This window comes from Streptomyces sp. NBC_00162, from assembly GCF_024611995.1.
Taxonomy (GTDB): Bacteria; Actinomycetota; Actinomycetes; order Streptomycetales; family Streptomycetaceae; genus Streptomyces.
Map to the genome: position 1 here is coordinate 3847698 of NZ_CP102509.1, position 20245 is coordinate 3867942.

Genomic DNA, 20245 nt, shown 5'->3' on the forward strand with positions numbered 1-20245 from the left:
ACGGCCGCGATGCCCTGGGGACACCGCGGCCGTACCTGCACAACAGGGGGTGACTACTTCTTCAGCGCATCCATCGCGCGCTTCGTCACGTCCGCGACCTCACCGAGGGCGGGGATCGTCACGAGCAGGCCCTGGGCCTTGTAGTAGTCGATGATCGGCTCGGTCTGCGTGTGGTAGACCTCGAGCCGGTTGCGAACCGTGTCCTCGGAGTCGTCGCCCCGCTGGTACAGCTCGCCGCCGCAGTTGTCACAGACGCCCTCGGCCTTCGGCGGGGCGTACGTGACGTGGAAGACGTGCGCCGAGTCGTTGCGGCAGATCCGCCGACCGGCGATCCGCTTGACGACCTCGTCCTCCTCGACCTCCAGGTCGAGGACGGCGTCGAGCTTCATGCCAGCGGCCTGGAGCATCTCGTCGAGGGCCTCGGCCTGCGACACGTTGCGCGGGAACCCGTCGAGCAGGAAGCCGTTCGCGGCGTCCGCCTGCTCCATGCGGTCCTTGGCCATGGCGATGGTGACCTCGTCGGGCACCAGGTCGCCGGCGTCCATGAACGCCTTGGCCTGCTTGCCGAGCTCGGTGCCCTGGCTGATGTTTGCCCGGAACAGGTCGCCCGTGGAGATGTGCGGGATCGACAGGTTCTTGGCAAGGAACGCGGCCTGCGTTCCCTTGCCCGCACCGGGCGGTCCGACGAGGACGATTCGCATCAGCGGAGGAACCCTTCGTAATTACGCTGCTGGAGCTGGCTCTCGATCTGCTTCACGGTTTCCAGACCCACACCCACGATGATCAGGATGCTCGTCCCGCCGAACGGGAAGTTCTGGTTCGCTCCGAAGCCCGCCAACGCCATCGTCGGCACAAGAGCGATGAGACCCAGGTACAGCGACCCCGGCCAAGTGATCCGGTTGAGCACGTAGCTCAGGTACTCGGCGGTGGGTCGACCGGCACGAATACCCGGGATGAACCCACCATACTTCTTCATGTTGTCTGCAACTTCCTCGGGGTTGAACGAGATCGCCACGTAGAAGAACGCGAAGAAGACGATCAGGAGGAAGTAGGTCGCGATGTAGTACGGGTGGTCGCCCTTGACGAAGTGCTTCTGGATCCAGGTCGCCCAGCCCGCGGTGGAACCGCTGAACTGAACGATCAGCGCCGGGATGTACAGCAGCGACGAGGCGAAGATGACGGGGATCACACCCGCCTGGTTCACCTTGAGCGGGATGTAGGTCGAGGTGCCGCCGTACGCACGGCGGCCGATCATGCGCTTCGCGTACTGGACCGGGATCCGGCGCTGCGCCTGCTCGACGAAGACCACCAGGGCGACCATCGCGAGGCCGACCAGGATGACGACACCGAACTCGACCCAGCCGTCGGCGATCTTGCCCTGGAGCTTGATCTGCCACAGGGCGCCGATGAAGCCGGCGGCGATCGAGATGAACATGAGGATCGACATGCCGTTGCCGATGCCGCGGTCGGTCACGAGCTCACCGAGCCACATGACGACGCAGGTACCGGCGGTCATGGTGACCACCATGACGATCGTGGTGAAGATCGACCGGTCCGGGACGATCTGGCTGGCGACCTGGCAACCCTGGAACAGGGCACCAGTGCGGGCAGTGGCCACGAGGCCCGTGCCCTGCAGGATCGCGAGTGCGACCGTCAGATAGCGCGTGTACTGAGTGATCTTCGCCGTGCCGGACTGTCCCTCTTTTTTGAGGTTCTCCAGCTTCGGGATGACCACGGTCAGCAGCTGCAGAATGATGCTCGCCGTGATGTACGGCATGATGCCGAGCGCAAAGATCGTGATCTGCAGCAGCGCACCGCCGCTGAACATGTTGACGAGACCGAACAGCCCGTTGCTGCTGCCTGCCTGGTCGACACAGATCTGAACGTTCTTGTAGCTCACGCCGGGGACCGGGATGTGGGACCCGAGCCTGAACAGCACGATGATGGCGAGCGTGAAGAGCAGCTTCTTGCGCAGGTCGGGCGTCTTGAACGCCCGGGCGAACGCGGTGAGCACGGTGCCTCCTGCGACCCCCGCGCTACTGCGTCAGAGGTGACGGTCTGAGGGATCGACGTATACGACAAAGCAAAGGTGCACGCCACCTTACCGGCGAGTGTGCCTCCCGTGGAACGACCAACCGGGGATGCCCCATATGTGAGGCATCCCCGGTCGGGTTTCGTGCTATTTAGCCACTGGATTCGTCTTAGACGAGCTCGGTGACAGTGCCGCCGGCAGCGGCAATCTTCTCCTTGGCGGAGGCGGAAACGGCGTCAACCGAAACCTGCAGCGCCACGGAGAGCTCGCCCTGGCCCAGGACCTTGACGAGGCTGTTCTTGCGAACCGCGCCCTTGGCGACCAGGTCGGCCACCGTGACTTCTCCACCCTCGGGGTAGAGAGCGCCGAGCTTGTCCAGGTTCACGACCTGGAACTCGGTGCGGAACGGGTTCTTGAAGCCCTTGAGCTTCGGCAGGCGCATGTGGAGGGGCATCTGCCCACCCTCGAAGCGCTGCGGGATCTGGTAACGGGCCTTCTGGCCCTTCGTACCACGACCGGCCGTCTTACCCTTCGACGCCTCACCACGACCGACACGGGTCTTCGCGGTCTTGGCACCGGGGGCGGGACGGAGGTTGTGGGCCTTCAGCGGGCTGTTCTCAGCCATGTTAGTCAACCTCCTCAACCGTCACGAGGTGGCGGACGGTCTGCACCATTCCGCGGAACTCGGGGCGGTCCTCCTTGACGACCACGTCGTTCAGGCGCTTGAGCCCGAGCGAACGCAGAGTGTCGCGGTGGTTCTGCTTGCTGCCGATGTACGACTTCGTCTGCGTGATCTTGAGGCGAGCCATTACGCACCCGCCCCAGCACGTGCACGAAGCAGGGCCGCGGGGGCGACGTCCTCGAGGGGCAGACCACGGCGAGCCGCGATCTCCTCGGGACGCTGCAGGCCCTTGAGGGCCGCCACGGTCGCGTGCACGATGTTGATCGCGTTGGAAGAGCCGAGCGACTTCGACAGGATGTCGTGAACGCCGGCGCACTCCAGAACGGCGCGCACCGGGCCACCGGCGATAACACCGGTACCGGGGGAAGCCGGCTTCAGGAGCACGACGCCCGCGGCACGCTCGCCCGTGATCGGGTGAGGGATGGTGCCCTGGATGCGGGGAACCTTGAAGAAGCTCTTCTTGGCTTCCTCGACACCCTTGGCGATGGCCGCGGGAACTTCCTTGGCCTTGCCGTATCCGACACCTACGGTGCCGTCACCGTCGCCCACCACGACCAGCGCGGTGAAGCTGAAGCGGCGACCACCCTTGACAACCTTGGCGACGCGGTTGATCGCGACAACGCGCTCAACGTAAGCGGTCTTCTCGGCGGCAGGGCCACCGTCGCGACCCTTCCGGTCCCGCCGCTCGCCGCCACCGGCACCGCTTCCGCGGCGCTGGGGTCCAGCCATTGGATTACCTCTCTCTGTTACGTCCGTGAGTCCCGGAACCGGGGCTTAGAACTTCAGCCCGGCTTCGCGGGCGGCGTCAGCCAGAGCGGCAATGCGCCCGGCGTATCGGTTGCCACCGCGGTCAAAGACAACGGTCTCGACGCCGGCAGCCTTCGCACGCTCGGCCACGAGCGCGCCGACGGCCTGGGCCTGGGCGCTCTTGTCGCCTTCGCCACCGCGGATCGAGGTGTCCAGGGTCGACGCGGACGCCAGGGTGTGACCCTGGAGGTCGTCGATGACCTGAGCAACGATGTTGCGGTTGGAACGCGTCACGACGAGGCGCGGACGCTCCGCCGTACCCGACACGTTCTTGCGAATGCGGATGTGGCGGCGAGCCTTGGCAGCGCGCTTGTACGCGTCGCCCTTGGCGATCTTCACACCGTATGCCATGGCTACTTACCAGCCTTTCCGACCTTGCGGCGGATGACTTCGCCGGCGTACTTGACACCCTTGGCCTTGTACGGGTCGGGCTTCCGCAGCTTGCGGATGTTGGCGGCGACCTCGCCGACCTTCTGCTTGTCGATGCCCTCGACCGAGAACTTGGTGGGCGACTCGACCTTGAAGGAGATGCCCTCGGGCGCCTCGATCAGGATCGGGTGGCTGTAGCCAAGCTGGAACTCCAGGTTGGAGCCCTTCGCGGCGACGCGGTAACCGACACCGCTGATCTCGAGAGCCTTGACGTAACCCGTGGTCACGCCGGTGATCATGTTCGCCACCAGCGTGCGGGACAGGCCGTGCAGGGCCTTGTTCTGACGCTCGTCGTTGGGGCGCGTGACGGTGAGGACACCGTCCTCGCCCTTAACGACACCGATGGGCGACGCGACGGTGTGCGAGAGGGAACCCTTGGGGCCCTTCACGGCGACCGTGCTGCCATCGATGGTGACGTCCACACCGGCGGGAACCTGGATGGGGAGCTTGCCGATTCGCGACATTGCTTTTCCTCCGTTCCCGACTACCAGACGTAGGCGAGGACTTCCCCACCTACGCCCTTCTTGCCTGCCTGCTGGCCGGTCAGGAGACCGTGGGACGTGGAGATGATCGCCACGCCCAGGCCGCCGAGCACCTTCGGCAGGTTGGTGGACTTCGCGTACACGCGCAGACCGGGCTTCGAGATCCGCTTGATGCCCGCAATGGAGCGCTCGCGGTTCGGCCCGAACTTCAGCTCGAGGACGAGGTTCTTGCCGACCTCGGCGTCCTCGACCTTCCAGCCGGTGATGAAACCCTCCTGCTTGAGGATCTCTGCGATGTGCGACTTGATCTTGCTGTGCGGCATCACGACGGTGTCGTGGTACGCCGAGTTAGCGTTACGCAGACGCGTGAGCATGTCTGCGATCGGGTCAGTCATGGTCATGAAGTGGCCTTCGGCCTCTCTCGCCGGGGTTTCCTGTATGCGCCATCCCTCTCCCCACTCAGTGGCGGGACGGGTGCGGTGCGGGGACCTACGGCGTAGTAAGTCGTTATGGGCGGCGGACGCCCAACCACACAAGCCTAAGGCATGCGCGGCCGGGCACCCACCGTCCAGATGCTTACCGAGAGTGCCTGGTACCCCCCAAGTCCTTGCGGACTAGGGTGATTTACCAGGAGCTCTTGGTCACGCCCGGCAGCTCGCCACGGTGAGCCATCTCACGAAGGCACACGCGGCACAGGCCGAACTTGCGGTACACGGAGTGGGGACGACCGCAGCGCTGGCAGCGGGTGTACGCACGCACACCGAACTTGGGCTTGCGGGCAGCCTTCGCGATGAGAGCCTTCTTCGCCATCTCGCTTACGCCTCCTTGAAGGGGAAGCCGAGGTGACGAAGGAGCGCGCGGCCCTCAGCGTCGTTGGTCGCCGTGGTGACCACGGTGATGTCCATACCCCGGGTACGGTCGATCTTGTCCTGGTCGATCTCGTGGAACATGACCTGCTCCGTGAGACCGAAGGTGTAGTTGCCACGGCCGTCGAACTGCTTCGGCGACAGACCACGGAAGTCACGGATACGCGGAAGCGCGAGCGACAGCGTACGGTCCAGGAACTCCCACATGCGGTCACCACGGAGGGTGACGTGGCAGCCGATCGGCTGACCCTCGCGCAGCTTGAACTGCGCGATGGACTTGCGGGCCTTCGTGACGGCCGGCTTCTGACCGGTGATCGTCGTCAGGTCGCGGATGGCGCCGTCGATCAGCTTGGAGTCGCGGGCGGCGTCGCCCACACCCATGTTGACCACGATCTTCACGAGGCCGGGGATCTGCATGACGTTCTCGTACGAGAACTCTTCACGCAGCTTGCCCGCGATGTCCTCGCGGTACTTCGTCTTGAGACGCGGAGTGGTAGCCATCAGATGTCCTCACCCGTCCGCTTGGCAACGCGGATCTTGTTGCCCTCGTCGTCGAAGCGGAAACCGACGCGGGTAACGACCTTCTGGCCGTCCTTCTCCACAACCAGCTGAACGTTGCTGACGTGGATCGGCGCCTCGGTGATCACGATGCCACCGGTCTGCGAGCCACCAGCGGTCTGGCCGGCCTTGGTGTGCTTCTTGACCCGGTTGACACCCTCGACGAGGACGCGGTTCTCAGCGGGGAAGGCGACGATGACCTTGCCCTGCTTGCCCTTGTCCTTACCGGTGATGACCTGAACCAGGTCGCCCTTCTTGATCTTCATGCTTACAGCACCTCCGGCGCGAGCGAGATGATCTTCATGAACTTCTTCTCGCGCAGCTCACGGCCCACCGGGCCGAAGATACGGGTGCCGCGAGGGTCGCCGTCGTTCTTCAGAATGACGGCGGCGTTCTCGTCAAAGCGGATGTACGAGCCGTCCTGGCGGCGACGCTCCTTGACGGTGCGAACGATGACCGCCTTGACGACGTCACCCTTCTTCACGTTGCCACCGGGGATCGCGTCCTTGACGGTGGCGACGATGACGTCACCGATGCCCGCGTAGCGGCGACCGGAACCACCGAGAACACGGATGCAAAGGATTTCCTTGGCACCAGTGTTGTCGGCGATACGCAGTCGCGACTCCTGCTGGATCACGTGTATCTCCTGTTTGTCTGCCGGTTCCCGGCGGGGGCTTCACTCCGAGGAGCTGGGCCCCCACCGAGCCTGGCGGAACGAATCCGGGGGAAACCCCCCGGACGAATTACTTGGCCTTCTCGAGGATCTCGACGATGCGCCAGCGCTTGCTCGCCGACAGCGGACGCGTCTCCATGATGAGGACGCGGTCGCCGACGCCGGCAGCGTTCTGCTCGTCGTGAGCCTTGAGCTTGTTCGTACGGCGGATGACCTTGCCGTACAGGGCGTGCTTCACGCGGTCCTCGACGGCGACGACGACGGTCTTGTCCATCTTGTCGCTGACGACCAGACCCTCACGGGTCTTGCGGAAACCGCGCTCGGTCTTCTCAGTCACGTTGTTCTCGCTCATCAGGCGCTCTCCACCGTCTCGATACCGAGCTCACGCTCGTGCATCAGGGTGTAGATGCGAGCGATGTCCTTACGGACGGACTTGAGCCGGCCGTTGTTCTCCAGCTGACCCGTGGCCGCCTGGAAGCGGAGCTTGAACAGCTCCTCCTTGGCCTCGCGCAGCTTGCCAACGAGCTCCTCGTTGCCGAGCTCACGCAGCTCGGACGCCTTGGTTCCCGTCGCCATCACGACTCACCTGCCTCGCGCCGAACAATCCGGCACTTCATCGGAAGCTTGTGAGCAGCGCGGGTGAGCGCCTCACGAGCAATCTTCTCGTTCGGGTAGGACAGCTCGAACATGACCCGGCCCGGGTGCACGTTGGCGATCCACCACTCGGGAGAACCCTTACCGGAACCCATGCGGGTCTCGGCAGGCTTCTTCGTCAGCGGGCGGTCCGGGTAGATGTTGATCCAGACCTTGCCGCCACGCTTGATGTGGCGGGTCATCGCAATACGAGCCGCCTCGATCTGGCGGTTCGTCACGTACGCCGGGGTCAGCGCCTGGATGCCGTACTCACCGAACGTGACCTCAGTACCGCCCTTCGCCATACCACTGCGCTTGGGGTGGTGCTGCTTGCGGTGCTTGACCCTACGAGGGATCAGCATGTCGGTCAGGCCTCCGTTCCGGTGCTCTCGGCCGGAGCGGCGGCGGGAGCGTCGGCCTTGGGGGCCTCGGCACCAGCAGCCTGCTGCGGCTTGCGGCCACCACGGCCGCCGCGCTCGCCACCACGGCCACCACGGCCGGCGGGACGGTCGCCAGCGCCCTGAGCACCACGGGCCGGGCGGTTACCCGCACGGGCCGCAGCGTTCTCGGCGCGAACCTCGGCGATGTTCTTGACGTCGCCCTTGTAGATCCAGACCTTCACACCGATACGGCCGAAGGTGGTCTTGGCCTCGAAGAAGCCGTAGTCCACGTTCGCGCGCAGCGTGTGCAGCGGCACACGACCCTCGCGGTAGAACTCGGAGCGGGACATCTCGGCGCCGCCGAGACGGCCGCCACACTGGATCTTGATGCCCTTGGCGCCGGCCTTCATCGTGCCCTGCATGCTCTTACGCATGGCGCGACGGAAGGAGACGCGGGAGGAGAGCTGCTCGGCAACGGCCTGGGCAACCAGCTGAGCGTCAAGCTCGGGGTTCTTGACCTCGAGGATGTTCAGCTGGACCTGCTTGCCCGTGAGCTTCTCGAGGTCGCCGCGGATGCGGTCGGCCTCGGCGCCACGGCGGCCGATGACGATGCCCGGACGAGCGGTGTGGATGTCCACACGCACGCGGTCACGGGTGCGCTCGATCTCAACCTTCGAGATGCCGGCGCGCTCCATGCCGGACGTCATCATCCTGCGGATGGCGACGTCTTCCTTGACGTAGTCCTTGTACAGCTTGTCGGCGTACCAACGCGACTTGAAGTCGGTGGTGATGCCGAGCCGGAACCCGTGCGGGTTTACCTTCTGGCCCATTACCGGGAACCTTCCTTGCTGCTGACGACCACGGTGATGTGGCTGGTCCGCTTGCGGATCCGGTAGGCACGGCCCTGCGCACGCGGACGGAACCGCTTCAGGGTCGGGCCCTCGTCCACGAACGCCTCGCTGATGACCAGCGTGGAGGCGTCCGGGTGGTTGTAGTTGTGTGCGGCATTGGCAATGGCGCTGTCAAGCACCTTGCCAACCGGCACGCTCGCGGCCTGCGGGGCGAAACGCAGGACCGCCTGAGCCTCCGTGGCATCCATGCCACGGATAAGGTCCACCACTCGGCGGGCCTTCATGGGCGTGACGCGGATGTACCGCGCCTGGGCCCTGGCTTCCATGGTTGTCCCTTCGGTGTAAGTCATAGTCGTAACCACCCCGCCTTTAGCGGCGCTTCGACTTCCGGTCGTCCTTGACGTGGCCGCGGAAGGTGCGAGTCGGCGAGAACTCGCCGAGCTTGTGGCCGACCATCGACTCGGTGACGAACACCGGGACGTGGGTCTTGCCGTTGTGCACCGCGATGGTGTGACCCAGCATGCTGGGGATGATCATCGAGCGACGGGACCAGGTCTTGATGACGTTCTTGGTGCCGGCTTCGTTCTGGACGTCCACCTTCTTTACGAGGTGGTCGTCGACGAAGGGCCCCTTCTTGAGACTGCGCGGCATCTAAACCCGCTCCTAGCGCTTCTTGTTCGTCTTGCGGCGGCGGACGATGTACTTGCTCGAAGCCTTCTTCGGCGAGCGAGTACGACCCTCCTTCTGACCCCACGGGGAGACCGGGTGGCGACCACCACTGGTCTTGCCCTCACCACCACCGTGCGGGTGGTCAACCGGGTTCATCGCGACACCGCGGACGGACGGGCGAACGCCCTTCCAGCGCATGCGGCCGGCCTTGCCCCAGTTGATGTTCGACTGCTCGGCGTTGCCGACCTCGCCGACCGTTGCGCGGCAGCGCGCGTCGACCAGGCGGATCTCACCGGAAGGCATACGAAGGTGGGCCATCGTGCCCTCCTTCGCCAGCAGCTGCACGGAGGCACCCGCGGAACGGGCGAACTTGGCGCCACCACCGGGACGGAGCTCGATCGCGTGGATCGTGGTACCGACCGGGATGTTGCGGAGGGCCAGGTTGTTGCCCGGCTTGATGTCGGCCGTGGGGCCGTTCTCAATCCGGTCGCCCTGCTTCAGAGCCTTCGGCGCGATGATGTAGCGCTTCTCGCCGTCCGCGTAGTGCAGGAGCGCGATGCGCGCGGTGCGGTTGGGGTCGTACTCGATGTGCGCGACCTTGGCCGGCACGCCGTCCTTGTCGTGACGACGGAAGTCGATCACGCGGTAGGCGCGCTTGTGTCCACCACCCTGGTGGCGAACAGTGATCCGACCGGTGTTGTTACGGCCGCCCTTGCTGTGCAGCGGGCGAACCAGCGACTTCTCCGGCGTGGACCGCGTGATCTCGACAAAGTCGGCGACGCTGGAGCCACGACGGCCCGGGGTCGTCGGCTTGTACTTGCGGATACCCATTTCTCAGTCCTCGTCCGATTCCGGACGACTAGACCTCCGTTAGGAGGCCTGGCCGCCGAAGATGTCGATTCGGTCGCCCTCAGCGAGGGTCACGATGGCGCGCTTGGTGTCAGCGCGCTTGCCGAAACCGGTCTTGGTGCGCTTGCGCTTACCCTGACGGTTGATCGTGTTGACCCCGGTGACCTTGACCCCGAAGACCGCTTCCACGGCCTGCTTGATCTGGGTCTTGTTGGAGCCAGGCGCGACGATGAACGTGTACTTGTTCTCGTCCAGCAGCGCGTAGCTCTTCTCCGAGACAACCGGCTTGATCAGCAGGTCGCGCGGGTCAGTGAAGGTCTTGCTGGTAACGGTCGCCTCAGACATCAGGCGTCGCTCCCTTCGGTCTCATCGGCCTTGGGGCCAGACACGAAGGACTCGAAAGCGGCCTGAGTGAAGACCACGTCGTCAGAGACGATCACGTCGTACGTGTTCAGCTGGCCCGGCTCCAGGATGTGAACCTGGGGCAGGTTGCGGGCGGACAGCCACGCGGCCTCGTCGGCGCGCTCGACGACCAGGAGCAGGTTCTTGCGCTCCGAGATCTTGCCGAACAGCGTCTTGGCGGCCTTCGTGGAGGCGGAACCCTCGACCACGCCGGTGACGACGTGGATGCGGGAGTGACGCGCACGGTCCGAGAGGGCACCGCGGAGGGCGGCGGCCTTCATCTTCTTCGGGGTCCGCTGGGAGTAGTCACGCGGCTGCGGGCCGTGGACAACGCCACCGCCGACGAACTGCGGAGCACGGGTCGAACCCTGGCGCGCGCGGCCGGTGCCCTTCTGGCGGTACGGCTTGCGGCCACCACCACGGACTTCGCCACGACGCTTGGTCTTGTGCGTGCCCTGACGGGCAGCAGCCAGCTGAGCGACAACGACCTGGTGGATCAGCGGAACGCTGGTCTTCGCGTCGAAGATCTCCGCGGGGAGCTCGACGGTACCGGCCTTGTCGCCTGCCGGCGAAAGGATGTCAATGGTGCTCATTACCTCAAGCCCCCTTGGCCGCGGTACGGACCAGGACGAGGCCGCCGTTCGGACCGGGGACCGCGCCCTTGATGAGGAGCAGACCCTTCTCCGCGTCAACCGCGTGGATGGTCAGGTTCTGGGTGGTGACACGCTCGTTGCCCATACGACCGGCCATGCGCATGCCCTTGAAGACACGCCCAGGGGTGGCGCAGCCACCGATCGAACCGGGGGAGCGGTGCTTGCGCTGCACACCGTGACCGGCGCCGAGGCCCCGGAAGTTGTGCCGCTTCATGACACCGGCGAAGCCCTTGCCCTTGCTGTTGCCCGTGACGTCAACCTTGACGCCGGACTCGAACACCTCAGCAGTGATCTCCTGGCCGAGCGTGTACTCGCTGGCGTCGGAGGTGCGGAGCTCCACCAGGTGGCGGCGGGGGGTCACGTCGGCCTTGGCGAAGTGGCCCTTGAGGGGCTTGTTCACCTTGCGCGGGTCGATCTCGCCGAAGGCGATCTGGACCGACTCGTAGCCGTCGATGTCGTTCGTACGGACCTGGGTAACGACGCAGGGTCCGGCCTTGACCACGGTCACCGGGACGACACGGTTGTTCTCGTCCCAGACCTGGGTCATGCCGAGCTTCTCGCCCAGGACGCCCTTGATCTGCTTTGCCATCTTCTCGACGCCTCTCAGAGCTTGATCTCGATGTCAACGCCGGCCGGAAGGTCCAGGCGCATCAGCGAGTCAACGGTCTTGGGGGTCGGGTCGAGGATGTCGATCAGGCGCTTGTGCGTGCGCATCTCGAAGTGCTCGCGCGAGTCCTTGTACTTGTGCGGCGACTTGATGACGCAGTACACGTTCTTCTCAGTGGGCAGCGGCACCGGGCCCGCGACCGACGCACCAGTGCGCGTCACCGTCTCGACGATCTTCTTCGCCGAGGAATCGATGACCTCGTGGTCGTAGGCCTTGAGCCGGATGCGGATCTTCTGTCCCGCCATGGCTACTCCGTAGTCCTGTCTGTATGTGGAAACGCTCTGGCTCTCGGTCGGCTGCGGGACGGATCCCGCGGCTTCTCTCCGACCCACGCGGTCGGGCGTGTCGCACTCCCTCTACAGAAAATTCCCATACGGAAATTCCCTCATCCAAGGGGGTGCGGTCCCTGTGACCGCGTTTCGGGGGAGAAACACCCACCGAGTGCCTGGTGGGCACCGTGCTGACACTTCCCAGAAGATTCCCGTACGTCCGTCCCCATTGCTGCCCCGGAAGGCAGATTAAGGACGACGAGTACTGTGGGACTCGCTTCCGGTCCTCCCGGCGGGAGGCGCGCAGCATCGGCACTCAGCCGAGCAACTTGAGTAGTCTGCCATACGAGGCACGTACCTGGCCAATCGGGCGGAAGAGAATACCCCGCCACGCTGAGTGGTCAAACAGCACCACGCAATCGCGTGACGGGGTGACTCCCCCGGTCAGGAGCGGGTGACCGTCCCGCACCCTTCGCCCTCGATGTCCCTGCTGCGGTCGTACGGATCCACGGCGGGCCCGGTGGGCGCCGACCCGGCCGGCGCCGCCCGCGGGAAGTCCGGGTGCAGGAAGCCGTCGGCCGTCTCGCATCCGACGTTCGACCACTCCGAGACGTACTTGCGCAGCTGGAGCCGGTCCCCGGTGGCCGCCCAGCGCGCCGGGTCGAGCAGGCTAAGGGTGATCTGCCGGCGCACGATGGTGCGCTGCACGCTCGTGCCCCCGTTCGTCATGGGGTGGACGAAGGTGTAGTCCGTCACCACGAGCAGTTCCCCGGGCTCCCCCTGCTCCGCGCGCATGCTGCCGCGCACCTTGACGACGTCACCGACCGGCTTGACCTTCGCCTGGTCGAAGCGGGTGAAGAGCAGCACCGGGGTGTTCTCCGCGGTGGGCTTCGTCAGGGACTGCTCCAGCCGCTGCGGGACCTCCGGCTGCCGGGGGTCCAGGATCGCCAGGGCGGCGGCCGGCCGCTCCCCGCGCAGGGTCGCCGGGTCGAGGTTGGCCGCGATCAGGAACTGCCTGGTCTTCTCGAGCGCGTCCGCGACCTGCTGCTTGGACATCCCGCCGACGGCCGTGGCCTCGGGGACCTCGATGCCGGCGGCCCCGTCGGCCCACTGGAGGGCCGGGGAACCGCGGAAAGGTTCCTGCAGAGTCGGCTGGTCCGGGTCCACGGCCGCCGGGGGCGCGGTCGGGCGTCCGGACTCCGCGGGCAGCGGAGCAGCGTTCTTCGCCTGCTGGCGGGCCTCCGTCTTGCCCGTGATCCGGTCGATCACCAGCTCGGGCCGTACGGCGATCAGCGCGAGCCCGGCGACGAGGACGATGGCCGCGAAGGCCTTGAGCCGCCGCTTGCGCCTGCCCCGGCCCTGCATCTCCTGCCACGCCGGGCCGGTGCGCCAGCCCGGGGGCTCCTGGCCCCGGCTGCGCTCCTCGCGCAGTCGCTCGGTCACCATCCGTGCCCGCGCGGACGGCTCCTTCGGAGCGTCCCCCGACCCCGCGGCGGCCTGTTCCATGAACCGGGCCCACTCCTCGTCGGAGATCCCCGCTCTGTCGTCCTCGTTCTTCCCCATGTCCCCTGTTTTCCGTTCCCTGCCCCGACATGCGCGAGGGGCCCCGCACCTTGTGGTGTGGAGCCCCTCACCTGCAAAAAGGCGCGTTCACGCCACTAGCTGAAGTACCCCGTGATGTCCGCGATGAGATCCACGGAACCCGAGTTGTTGTAGAAGCTGACCTTCCCGTCCACCACCGGGACGACCACCAGGTTGGGGATCGTGAGACCGGCCGTGAAGTTCAGGTTCGAGGCGCTCGTACGGGTCGTACCGCTCGGGAAGACCGCCACGAAGCTCGCCTCGGTCGGGTTCGTCGCCGTCACGTTCAGCACCACGGCCTTCACACCGGTGGCCGGGATGCCGCCGACGCCCGCCACGGGCAGCGTGACCACGCTGCCCCCGGCGACCGGGCCCTGCCGGACGCCCAGGCCCGCACGGGTGTCCATCAGTCGCTTCGGACCGAAGTTCGCGTGCATGGCGCCCGCGTCGCTGTCCGAGAAGTAGCCCGTGATGTCCGCGATCAGGTCGACGGTGCCCTGGTTGTTGTAGAAGCTGACCTTCCCGTCCACGACCGGCACGACCACCAGGTTGGGGATCGTCTGGCCCGGGGTGAAGTTCAGGTTCGAGGCGCTGGAACGGGTCGTACCGCTCGGGTACACCGACACGAAGCTCGGCTGCGTCGGGTTCGTCGCCGTCACGTTCAGCACCACGGCCTTGACGCCGGTGGCCGGGATGCCGTCGACGCCCGCCACGGGCAGCGTGACCACGCCGCCCGAACCGACCGCGCCGGCCGGAACGCCCGTGCCCGTACGCGTGTCCATCAGACGCTTCGGGCCGAAGTTGGTCTGCGTGGCGCCGTCACCGGTCGAGGTGAAGTAGCCGGTGATGTCCGCGATCAGGTCGACGTTGCCCTGGTTGTTGTAGAAGCTGACGGTCCCGTTGATGACCGGCACGACCACCAGGTTCGGGATCGTCTTGCCCGGGGTGAAGTTCAGGTTCGACGCGCTGGAACGGGTCGTACCGCCCGGGTACACCGACACGAAGCTCGGCTCCGTCGGGTTCGTCGCCGTCACGTTCAGCACCACCGCGGTGGGCGTACCGCCGGTGGCGGCCGCCACCGGGAGGGTGACCACGGCGCCCGGACCGACCGGCCCGGCCGCAACGCCCAGGCCCGTACGGGTGTCCATCAGGCGCTTCGGGGCGAGGGGGACGAACTTGGCGCCCTTGACGTCCGCGTCGACGGTGACCGCGAGGCTCGTGGAGACCTTGCCGTTCGCGGCGGTCGCGCGGACCCGGACCTCGTGGCTGCCGTCGGTCAGCGCCGCCGTCGCCTTGCGGGCGGAAGCGTCGGTGACCGCGACGGCCTCGCCGTCCACCAGCAGCTCGAACTTGCTCAGCTGGCCGCTCACCGTGCTGGTGGTCCAGTCGACCGTCAGGGCTGCGCCGCTGGGCAGGGTGGCGCCCGGCGTGGCCGCCGCTCCGTTCACCGAGGCGATCTTCAGCTGGGCCGCGGGGCCCGTCTTGCGGAGCGCGTCCAGCTGCGGGTAGAGCGAGTTGCCGGGGCACTGGGTGTTGAAGCCGTCGCGGTGACCCGAGAGCGTCTTGAACGTGTACGTCTGCCCGGCGGTGTAGCTGGTGCCGAAGAAGTTCTTCTGGGTGGCGCCGGCGGTCAGCGTCGTCGTGCCGTTCATGTCGCCGTCGTACTGGCCCAGCTTGTAGGCCGCGACCTTGGAGATGCTTTCGAGAGCGGCGGCCGAGGCACCCGCGTTCGTGTAGTCACCGAGGACGGAGACGCTCGTCGACTCGGAGTTCCAGCCGTAGGTGTGCGCGCCCTGGACGGGCTGGTCCACACCGCCCTGACGGCCTTCGAAGATCGTCCCGCACTTGTCGACGAGGAAGTTGTAGCCGAGGTCGCGCCACTTCTCGACCTCCACGTGGTACTTGTGGATGCTGCGGACGATGGCCGCGGACTCGGAGCACTCGTACGGCGCGGTGGCCGCGGTGTGGTGGACGAAGACCGCCTTGATCTTCGCACCGGGCAGGTAGATCGGGCCCTCGTTGTTCAGGGACTCGTCGGCGCCCCACTGCACGCGCGAGACCACGTCCGGCCGCGGGGCGGTCGACTCCGGTCCCGGCGTCGTCGGCGCGGGGTCCACCGCGGGGAGGGCGAAGGAGGCCGGCCCGAGGCTCAGGCTGCCCTTCTTCTTCGCCTTCGCGCCGGCGGCACCCGGGTCCACCAGGGCCAGTTCCATGCCGGCGGGCAGCTCGGCGTCGCCGCCGCCCACCCGTACCTCGGCTCCGTCGGACGGACCGACCCAGACGGGCTCGGTGGCGCCGCGCAGGCCCGGGCGCTTGCCGTCGAGGCCGGACTCGGCCTGCTCCAGCACCTTCCACTTCGACCACTTGCCGGTGTCGGCGTCCCGGGTGCGGGCCTCGATCTTCCCCTTCACCTCGGCCTCGGGGTCGTTCCAGGAGACGCCGAGGAGCCCGAAGGGCTCGGTGTCCTGCTGGGAGAGGACGGCCTCGCCCTTGCCCTTGGGCTTCAGGGCGTGCTTGTGCAGCTCCCCCTCGACCGGACCCTTCTCCCGGGCGCCGGCGCTGTACGGCGACACGTCGCCGTCCCCTGCGCCGATGCCGTTGGCGACGCCCTGGATGCCGAGAACCGTCACGACACCGAGCGCGGCGGCCAGAGCCGTCCCGCGCACACGACCTAGTTTCAAGTTGTCCCCAACCCCTGTTGTGACTACGCCAGAAGACATGGCTGACCGGCCGGATGCTACTGGCACCCGATGTTGGCTCGAACAGGGGGGTGGGTATAGGGCACGGGTTCGAATACGCGAGGACCCCCGGTGATCCGCAGCGAACTGCGGGCCGGGGGCCCTCGGTTGGGACGGAGGCTACTCCTTCGCCTTCCTAGTACGGCGCTTTGCGCCCGCAGACGAACGGCCACTCCGACGGCTCGATGCCGGAGCACCAGAAGCCTTTGTCGGGGCGCTCCCGCCAGTCCTTCGTGACGATGTCCGCGCAGTTCTTCTTGTCCGGCGCGAAGCGCGGGCAGGTGCCGTCCGACTTCTTGATGGTGTGGGCCCGCCAGGCGTCGATGCCCATCGACATGGTGTCGGCCTGCGGCATGTACCGGTTGACCGACCAGGACGCGCCCATCGTGGCGAACAGCGCGATCGCGCACACCATGCCGGCCGCGAGCTGCGCGACCACCCGCCGGGGAACGACCCGGGCGGCGGGTGCGGCGCCGCTCGGCCGCAGCGTGCGCTCGGCCCAGCCGGAGCCCCGGTTGACCACGGCCATCATGCCGAGGACGGCCAGGATCATCAGGCAGTACATGATGATCCAGGTGGTGCGCGGGTAGAGCTGCACGGCCTTGTCGTGCGCCATGTGCGAGGCGAACCAGAAGCGGGCCAGCCAGGCGCCGGCCAGCGTGGCGGCGGCGGTCAGGACCATGATGTTGCGCAGCGCCAGTCCGATGCCCAGGCCCACGGCGAACAGCAGCAGCAGGGCGAAGCCGCTCTGGCCCGCCATCTCGTCGGCCACCGGCCAGGTTTGGTAATCGAGCTTCCCGGACCGGTCGGACACCCAGCCCAGCACGTACGTCGGATCGACGTACGTGGCCAGGAAGGCGTAGCGGTCAGGTGTCTGGGAACCGAGCCGGGCCATCTGGTAGATCAGCGGGGCGCCGACGACACCGGCCGTCAGCAGGGTGACGGCGATGAACGCGCCAGTCCGTTTGACCACCGTCTTTCCGCCGCGCCAGGGGAAGAGGCACAGCGCGAGCACGAACACCCCGGGCGCGGCCCAGACGTACCAGCCGGAGTACCAGAGGAAGACCAGGCCGAAAACGAGGCCGAGGACCGCGCCGCGCAGCAGGTTCTGGCGCAGCGGACGCTCGCCGGAGCGGCGCATCTCGCGCAGGCAGTAGCCGAGCAGCGGCAGCAGTACGAGCATGCTGCCGTGGCTGTACGGGCGGATCGGGTCCATGAACAGCAGGGCCGAGGGCACCGCGATGAGCAGCGCCCAGAACGGCCGGAGCAGCAGCCGCCAGGCCAGGTACGTCAGCGGGCCCGCGATGGCGGTGAAGAAGATCTGGAAGTCCTTGAGGGCGAACCCGGGTCCGCCGGGCACGTCGTAGCGGATCTTCGCCCAGACGGCCATCAGGCCGGGGAACAGGGGCGGGTAGATGCCCGACATGCTCTCGCCGTGCAGGAACGAGTTGGCCATCTCGATCAGGGCCGCCGGGTCGCCCTCCTGGCCGCCGAGCCCCCAGGGCGTACCGCGCAGGGCGACGACCACGCCGCCCGCCAGCACGCCGGTGGCGAGTCCGGCCAGCGCGGAGCACACCAGGCGCTTCGCGACCTGGTGGCGGTGGAGCGGGCCGCGGTAGGCGGTGTACAGCAGGACCGCGAGCAGCGGCAGGCCGAGGACGGCCGCGTACTGCTGGAGCTTGGCGAGACCGCTGACCTGGCCGATCCGGATGAGCGGGTTCACGCTGATGTGCGTGCTCAGCAGCGTGAACCCCAGGGCTGCCACGAGGCTGACGACGACCTCGGCCAGGGGGAGCACCCAGCGGCGGGAGAGCCACGCCCGGCTCCGTGAGGGGGACAGTCGGCTCTTTCCTTCCGCTGTCGCGGCGGGGCGGGGCGCCGGGGCGCCGGCCTCACCGGCCTCCTCGGGGGCCAGGTGTGTCATCTCAGTCCGTTTCGTGGTGTGCGGTGTCGGCTCAGTTCTGGCCGGAGGTGAAGGCGTGCTTCGCCAGGGTGCGGGCGCCTTCCCGGTGCCCGCGGCGCAGTGCGCCGGGGAGCATGGTGAGCGCGTGCAGGCGGGAGGCGCTGTGGAAGCGCGCCGCGCGGGCGGCCTTGGGCCAGCCGCGGGCATCCATGCGCGCCGCGACCGCGGCGAAGTACCGCTCGGCCTCGGCGAAGCGGGTGCCGGAGAAGGCCTGCACCGAGGACTCGCTGACCGCGTGCCGGCGGTACTGGAAGACCGTGGTCGAGTTGTCGATCACCATCTCCTCACCGCCCTCCAGCAGGTCGACCACCAGCGCGAGGTCCTGGATCACCGAGTAGTCGTCGCGGAAGTTCACCTTGCGCAGCGCCTCGCCGCGCCAGGCGATGGAGGGGAAGTACAGCCAGTTCCCGCGCAGCACGCTGGCGGCCAGCTCCTCACCGGCCATCAGCCGGCGGCCCTTCACCTGCGGCGCGTACAGCCGCTTCTTGGTGTTGTCCGCCAGGCCCTGGGTGATCCGGCCCTCGCCGTCGATGACCTCGACGCCGGGCTGGACCATGCCGATGCCCGGGTGGGCGCCGATGATCCCGCGGACGGTCTCCAGGTAGTGCGGGTGCAGGAGGTCGTCGCAGCCCATGATGACCACGTAGTCGGCCTCGGAGAGCTCCACGCACTTCTGGAAGTTCTTGGTGATGCCGAGGTTCTGCTCGTTGCGGGTGTAGTGGACCCGCTCGTCGCCGAGCTGCTTGAACCAGCCGGGTACGTCCGGCTCCTTGCCGTCGTCGATGACGACGAGCCGGAAGTCCCGGTCGGTCTGCGCCAGGATGCTGCGGACAGCGTCCTGCATCAGCTGCACGTCCCCGTAGTAGGGGAGCATGAAGTCGAAGGTCGCCATGGAGCGTCAGGCCTTCACGGAGTCGGAGTCGGCGTCGGCCCGGGCGCCGGAGCTCGCGACGATGTCCTGCCCGAGGCGCTCGTCGTTGGCCCGGACGCCCTCGTTGATGGCCACGGTCCGCGCCAGGTCGGTGATCTTCTTCTCCAGCGACCGGAAGCGCAGGAAGGTGTTGAGCGTGAGGAAGCCCATCGCGAGCACCATCACGTAGAGCACCAGGTCGGTGCCTCGGCCGACGCCGAGCTGGTGGGCGAGCCAGGTGACGTCCGTCGGGCGGAGCACCGCGTAGACGTTGACGACCACGAACACCGAGAACGCTATGCGCTTCCAGGCCCGGTTCTTCGCCTGGCTCCAGGTCCGGATGAACATGAGTGCCATGGACACCGAGCCGAGGATCAGGACCAGCTGGATCCAGAAGTACTTCATCGACGCCCACGCTCCCGCAGCGAAATGTCAAAAAGGATGTTGACGCCGTTGATCAGGGACTGACCCTTGGCGCGTGAGTAATCGGTGTAGAGGATGTCCACCGGGACCTCGGTGACCCGCAGGCCGGAGCCGGCCAGGAAGCCGACGAGCTCGGACGCGTGCGCCATGCCGTTCATGGTGATGTTCAGCTGCTCGGCGGCCTCACGGCCCAGGACGCGCAGACCGTTGTGCGCGTCGGTGAGCTTGAGCTTGCGGGCGGTGGGGCTGACCGCGGCGGCCGTGCGCAGCACCACCTGCTTGATCCACGGCACCTGGCCGTTCTGCTCGATGAAGCGGGAGCCGAGTACGACGTCGGCCTCTCCGCTGCGCAGCACCGCCACCATCGTCTCGACGTCCTTGGTCTGGTGCTGACCGTCCGCGTCGAAGGTGGCGAAGTAGCGGGCGCCGGGCTGGGCGAGCGCGTAGGTGAGGCCGGTCTGCAGGGCCGCGCCCTGGCCGAGGTTGACCGGGTGGCGCACCAGGTGCGCGCCGGTGGTGGCGATGTGCCTGGCCGAGTCGTCGGTGCTTCCGTCGTCGACGACGACGATGTTGGGGAACGTCTTGCGGGCCCCCTCGACCACGTCGGCGATCACCTGGCCCTCGTTATAGGCCGGTATGACCAGCCAGACATCGTCGTAATCGGACACGGTAGCTCCAGCGGAACGGGGCACAAACGAGTGCTCGGTGATCGGTGTGACGTCGTGGGC

At 67.1% G+C, this 20245-nt stretch carries 29 protein-coding genes; all 29 read right to left on the minus strand.

All coding sequences use genetic code 11. From position 1 onward, the window contains the following. Positions 1-53: 53 nt before the first annotated feature. Positions 54-701: an adenylate kinase gene (locus JIW86_RS17775; RefSeq protein WP_215143983.1), complete on the minus strand. Its 648-nt coding sequence runs from the start codon at positions 699-701 to the stop codon at positions 54-56. After that, entirely contained in the window at positions 701-2014 is a 1314-nt protein-coding gene (gene secY / locus JIW86_RS17780; RefSeq protein ID WP_215143985.1) for a preprotein translocase subunit SecY, read from the minus strand. Before secY ends, JIW86_RS17775 begins: the two co-directional genes overlap by 1 nt. A 187-nt stretch (positions 2015-2201) precedes the next feature. After that, entirely contained in the window at positions 2202-2657 is a 456-nt protein-coding gene (rplO, locus tag JIW86_RS17785; RefSeq protein WP_008739693.1) for a 50S ribosomal protein L15, read from the minus strand. A 1-nt stretch (position 2658) separates the two neighbouring features. Then, positions 2659-2841: a 50S ribosomal protein L30 gene (gene rpmD / locus JIW86_RS17790; protein WP_053682614.1), complete on the minus strand. Its 183-nt coding sequence runs from the start codon at positions 2839-2841 to the stop codon at positions 2659-2661. Beyond that, positions 2841-3443, minus strand: coding sequence for a 30S ribosomal protein S5 (gene rpsE, locus JIW86_RS17795; RefSeq protein WP_073912880.1), 603 nt, complete (start codon positions 3441-3443; stop codon positions 2841-2843). The genes rpmD and rpsE overlap by 1 nt, the downstream gene beginning before the upstream one ends. Positions 3444-3488: 45 nt before the next feature. Continuing rightward, positions 3489-3872 carry a 50S ribosomal protein L18 gene (rplR, locus tag JIW86_RS17800; RefSeq protein WP_008739696.1) on the minus strand — a complete coding sequence of 128 codons (384 nt, stop codon included), beginning with the start codon at positions 3870-3872 and terminating at the stop codon, positions 3489-3491. Positions 3873-3874: 2 nt separating this feature from the next. After that, positions 3875-4414, minus strand: a complete 540-nt coding sequence (rplF, locus tag JIW86_RS17805) for a 50S ribosomal protein L6 (RefSeq protein ID WP_215143987.1) — start codon at positions 4412-4414, stop codon at positions 3875-3877. A gap of 20 nt (positions 4415-4434) precedes the next feature. Further along, complete coding sequence (rpsH, locus tag JIW86_RS17810; RefSeq protein WP_007265911.1) at positions 4435-4833, minus strand: 30S ribosomal protein S8; 399 nt, start codon at positions 4831-4833, stop codon at positions 4435-4437. A 223-nt stretch (positions 4834-5056) separates the two neighbouring features. Then, positions 5057-5242, minus strand: coding sequence for a type Z 30S ribosomal protein S14 (locus tag JIW86_RS17815; protein WP_003956452.1), 186 nt, complete (start codon positions 5240-5242; stop codon positions 5057-5059). 5 nt (positions 5243-5247) lie between these two features. After that, positions 5248-5799: a 50S ribosomal protein L5 gene (gene rplE, locus JIW86_RS17820; RefSeq protein WP_030154702.1), complete on the minus strand. Its 552-nt coding sequence runs from the start codon at positions 5797-5799 to the stop codon at positions 5248-5250. After that, positions 5799-6122: a 50S ribosomal protein L24 gene (rplX, locus tag JIW86_RS17825; RefSeq protein WP_073912889.1), complete on the minus strand. Its 324-nt coding sequence runs from the start codon at positions 6120-6122 to the stop codon at positions 5799-5801. The genes rplE and rplX overlap by 1 nt, the downstream gene beginning before the upstream one ends. A 2-nt stretch (positions 6123-6124) precedes the next feature. After that, positions 6125-6493 carry a 50S ribosomal protein L14 gene (rplN, locus tag JIW86_RS17830; RefSeq protein ID WP_008739701.1) on the minus strand — a complete coding sequence of 123 codons (369 nt, stop codon included), beginning with the start codon at positions 6491-6493 and terminating at the stop codon, positions 6125-6127. 106 nt (positions 6494-6599) lie between these two features. Then, the gene (rpsQ, locus tag JIW86_RS17835; RefSeq protein WP_030008467.1) at positions 6600-6881 is read right to left on the minus strand and encodes a 30S ribosomal protein S17; all 282 of its coding nucleotides are present in this window, start codon (positions 6879-6881) and stop codon (positions 6600-6602) included. Beyond that, positions 6881-7105: a 50S ribosomal protein L29 gene (rpmC, locus tag JIW86_RS17840; protein ID WP_008739703.1), complete on the minus strand. Its 225-nt coding sequence runs from the start codon at positions 7103-7105 to the stop codon at positions 6881-6883. Before rpmC ends, rpsQ begins: the two co-directional genes overlap by 1 nt. Then, positions 7105-7524 carry a 50S ribosomal protein L16 gene (gene rplP / locus JIW86_RS17845; protein ID WP_008739704.1) on the minus strand — a complete coding sequence of 140 codons (420 nt, stop codon included), beginning with the start codon at positions 7522-7524 and terminating at the stop codon, positions 7105-7107. Before rplP ends, rpmC begins: the two co-directional genes overlap by 1 nt. A 5-nt stretch (positions 7525-7529) precedes the next feature. Continuing rightward, on the minus strand, positions 7530-8372 hold the full coding sequence (rpsC, locus tag JIW86_RS17850) for a 30S ribosomal protein S3 (protein ID WP_008739710.1): 843 nt from the start codon (positions 8370-8372) through the stop codon (positions 7530-7532). Continuing rightward, complete coding sequence (rplV, locus tag JIW86_RS17855) at positions 8372-8719, minus strand: 50S ribosomal protein L22 (RefSeq protein WP_037792011.1); 348 nt, start codon at positions 8717-8719, stop codon at positions 8372-8374. Before rplV ends, rpsC begins: the two co-directional genes overlap by 1 nt. Before the next feature lie 43 nt (positions 8720-8762). After that, on the minus strand, positions 8763-9044 hold the full coding sequence (rpsS, locus tag JIW86_RS17860; protein ID WP_008739713.1) for a 30S ribosomal protein S19: 282 nt from the start codon (positions 9042-9044) through the stop codon (positions 8763-8765). Positions 9045-9056: 12 nt separating this feature from the next. Then, positions 9057-9893 (minus strand): 50S ribosomal protein L2, encoded by an 837-nt coding sequence (rplB, locus tag JIW86_RS17865; RefSeq protein WP_008739715.1) that lies wholly within the window; start codon positions 9891-9893, stop codon positions 9057-9059. 39 nt (positions 9894-9932) lie between these two features. Then, entirely contained in the window at positions 9933-10256 is a 324-nt protein-coding gene (gene rplW / locus JIW86_RS17870) for a 50S ribosomal protein L23 (RefSeq protein ID WP_030154694.1), read from the minus strand. Further along, positions 10256-10906, minus strand: a complete 651-nt coding sequence (rplD, locus tag JIW86_RS17875) for a 50S ribosomal protein L4 (protein ID WP_030710344.1) — start codon at positions 10904-10906, stop codon at positions 10256-10258. Before rplD ends, rplW begins: the two co-directional genes overlap by 1 nt. Positions 10907-10910: 4 nt before the next feature. Next, positions 10911-11555, minus strand: coding sequence for a 50S ribosomal protein L3 (rplC, locus tag JIW86_RS17880; protein WP_007265899.1), 645 nt, complete (start codon positions 11553-11555; stop codon positions 10911-10913). A gap of 14 nt (positions 11556-11569) precedes the next feature. Continuing rightward, the gene (rpsJ, locus tag JIW86_RS17885; RefSeq protein WP_003948644.1) at positions 11570-11878 is read right to left on the minus strand and encodes a 30S ribosomal protein S10; all 309 of its coding nucleotides are present in this window, start codon (positions 11876-11878) and stop codon (positions 11570-11572) included. A 468-nt stretch (positions 11879-12346) separates the two neighbouring features. After that, complete coding sequence (locus tag JIW86_RS17890; protein ID WP_257554805.1) at positions 12347-13465, minus strand: hypothetical protein; 1119 nt, start codon at positions 13463-13465, stop codon at positions 12347-12349. A 95-nt stretch (positions 13466-13560) separates the two neighbouring features. Further along, on the minus strand, positions 13561-16149 hold the full coding sequence (locus JIW86_RS17895; RefSeq protein WP_257554806.1) for a peptidoglycan recognition protein: 2589 nt from the start codon (positions 16147-16149) through the stop codon (positions 13561-13563). A 208-nt stretch (positions 16150-16357) separates the two neighbouring features. After that, positions 16358-18145 (minus strand): hypothetical protein, encoded by a 1788-nt coding sequence (locus tag JIW86_RS17900; RefSeq protein ID WP_257554807.1) that lies wholly within the window; start codon positions 18143-18145, stop codon positions 16358-16360. 31 nt (positions 18146-18176) lie between these two features. Beyond that, on the minus strand, positions 18177-19076 hold the full coding sequence (locus JIW86_RS17905) for a glycosyltransferase family 2 protein (RefSeq protein WP_257554808.1): 900 nt from the start codon (positions 19074-19076) through the stop codon (positions 18177-18179). A gap of 6 nt (positions 19077-19082) precedes the next feature. Further along, positions 19083-19499: a DUF2304 domain-containing protein gene (locus JIW86_RS17910; protein WP_215143998.1), complete on the minus strand. Its 417-nt coding sequence runs from the start codon at positions 19497-19499 to the stop codon at positions 19083-19085. Then, the gene (locus JIW86_RS17915) at positions 19496-20185 is read right to left on the minus strand and encodes a glycosyltransferase family 2 protein (RefSeq protein ID WP_257554809.1); all 690 of its coding nucleotides are present in this window, start codon (positions 20183-20185) and stop codon (positions 19496-19498) included. Before JIW86_RS17915 ends, JIW86_RS17910 begins: the two co-directional genes overlap by 4 nt. Positions 20186-20245 lie beyond the last annotated feature (60 nt).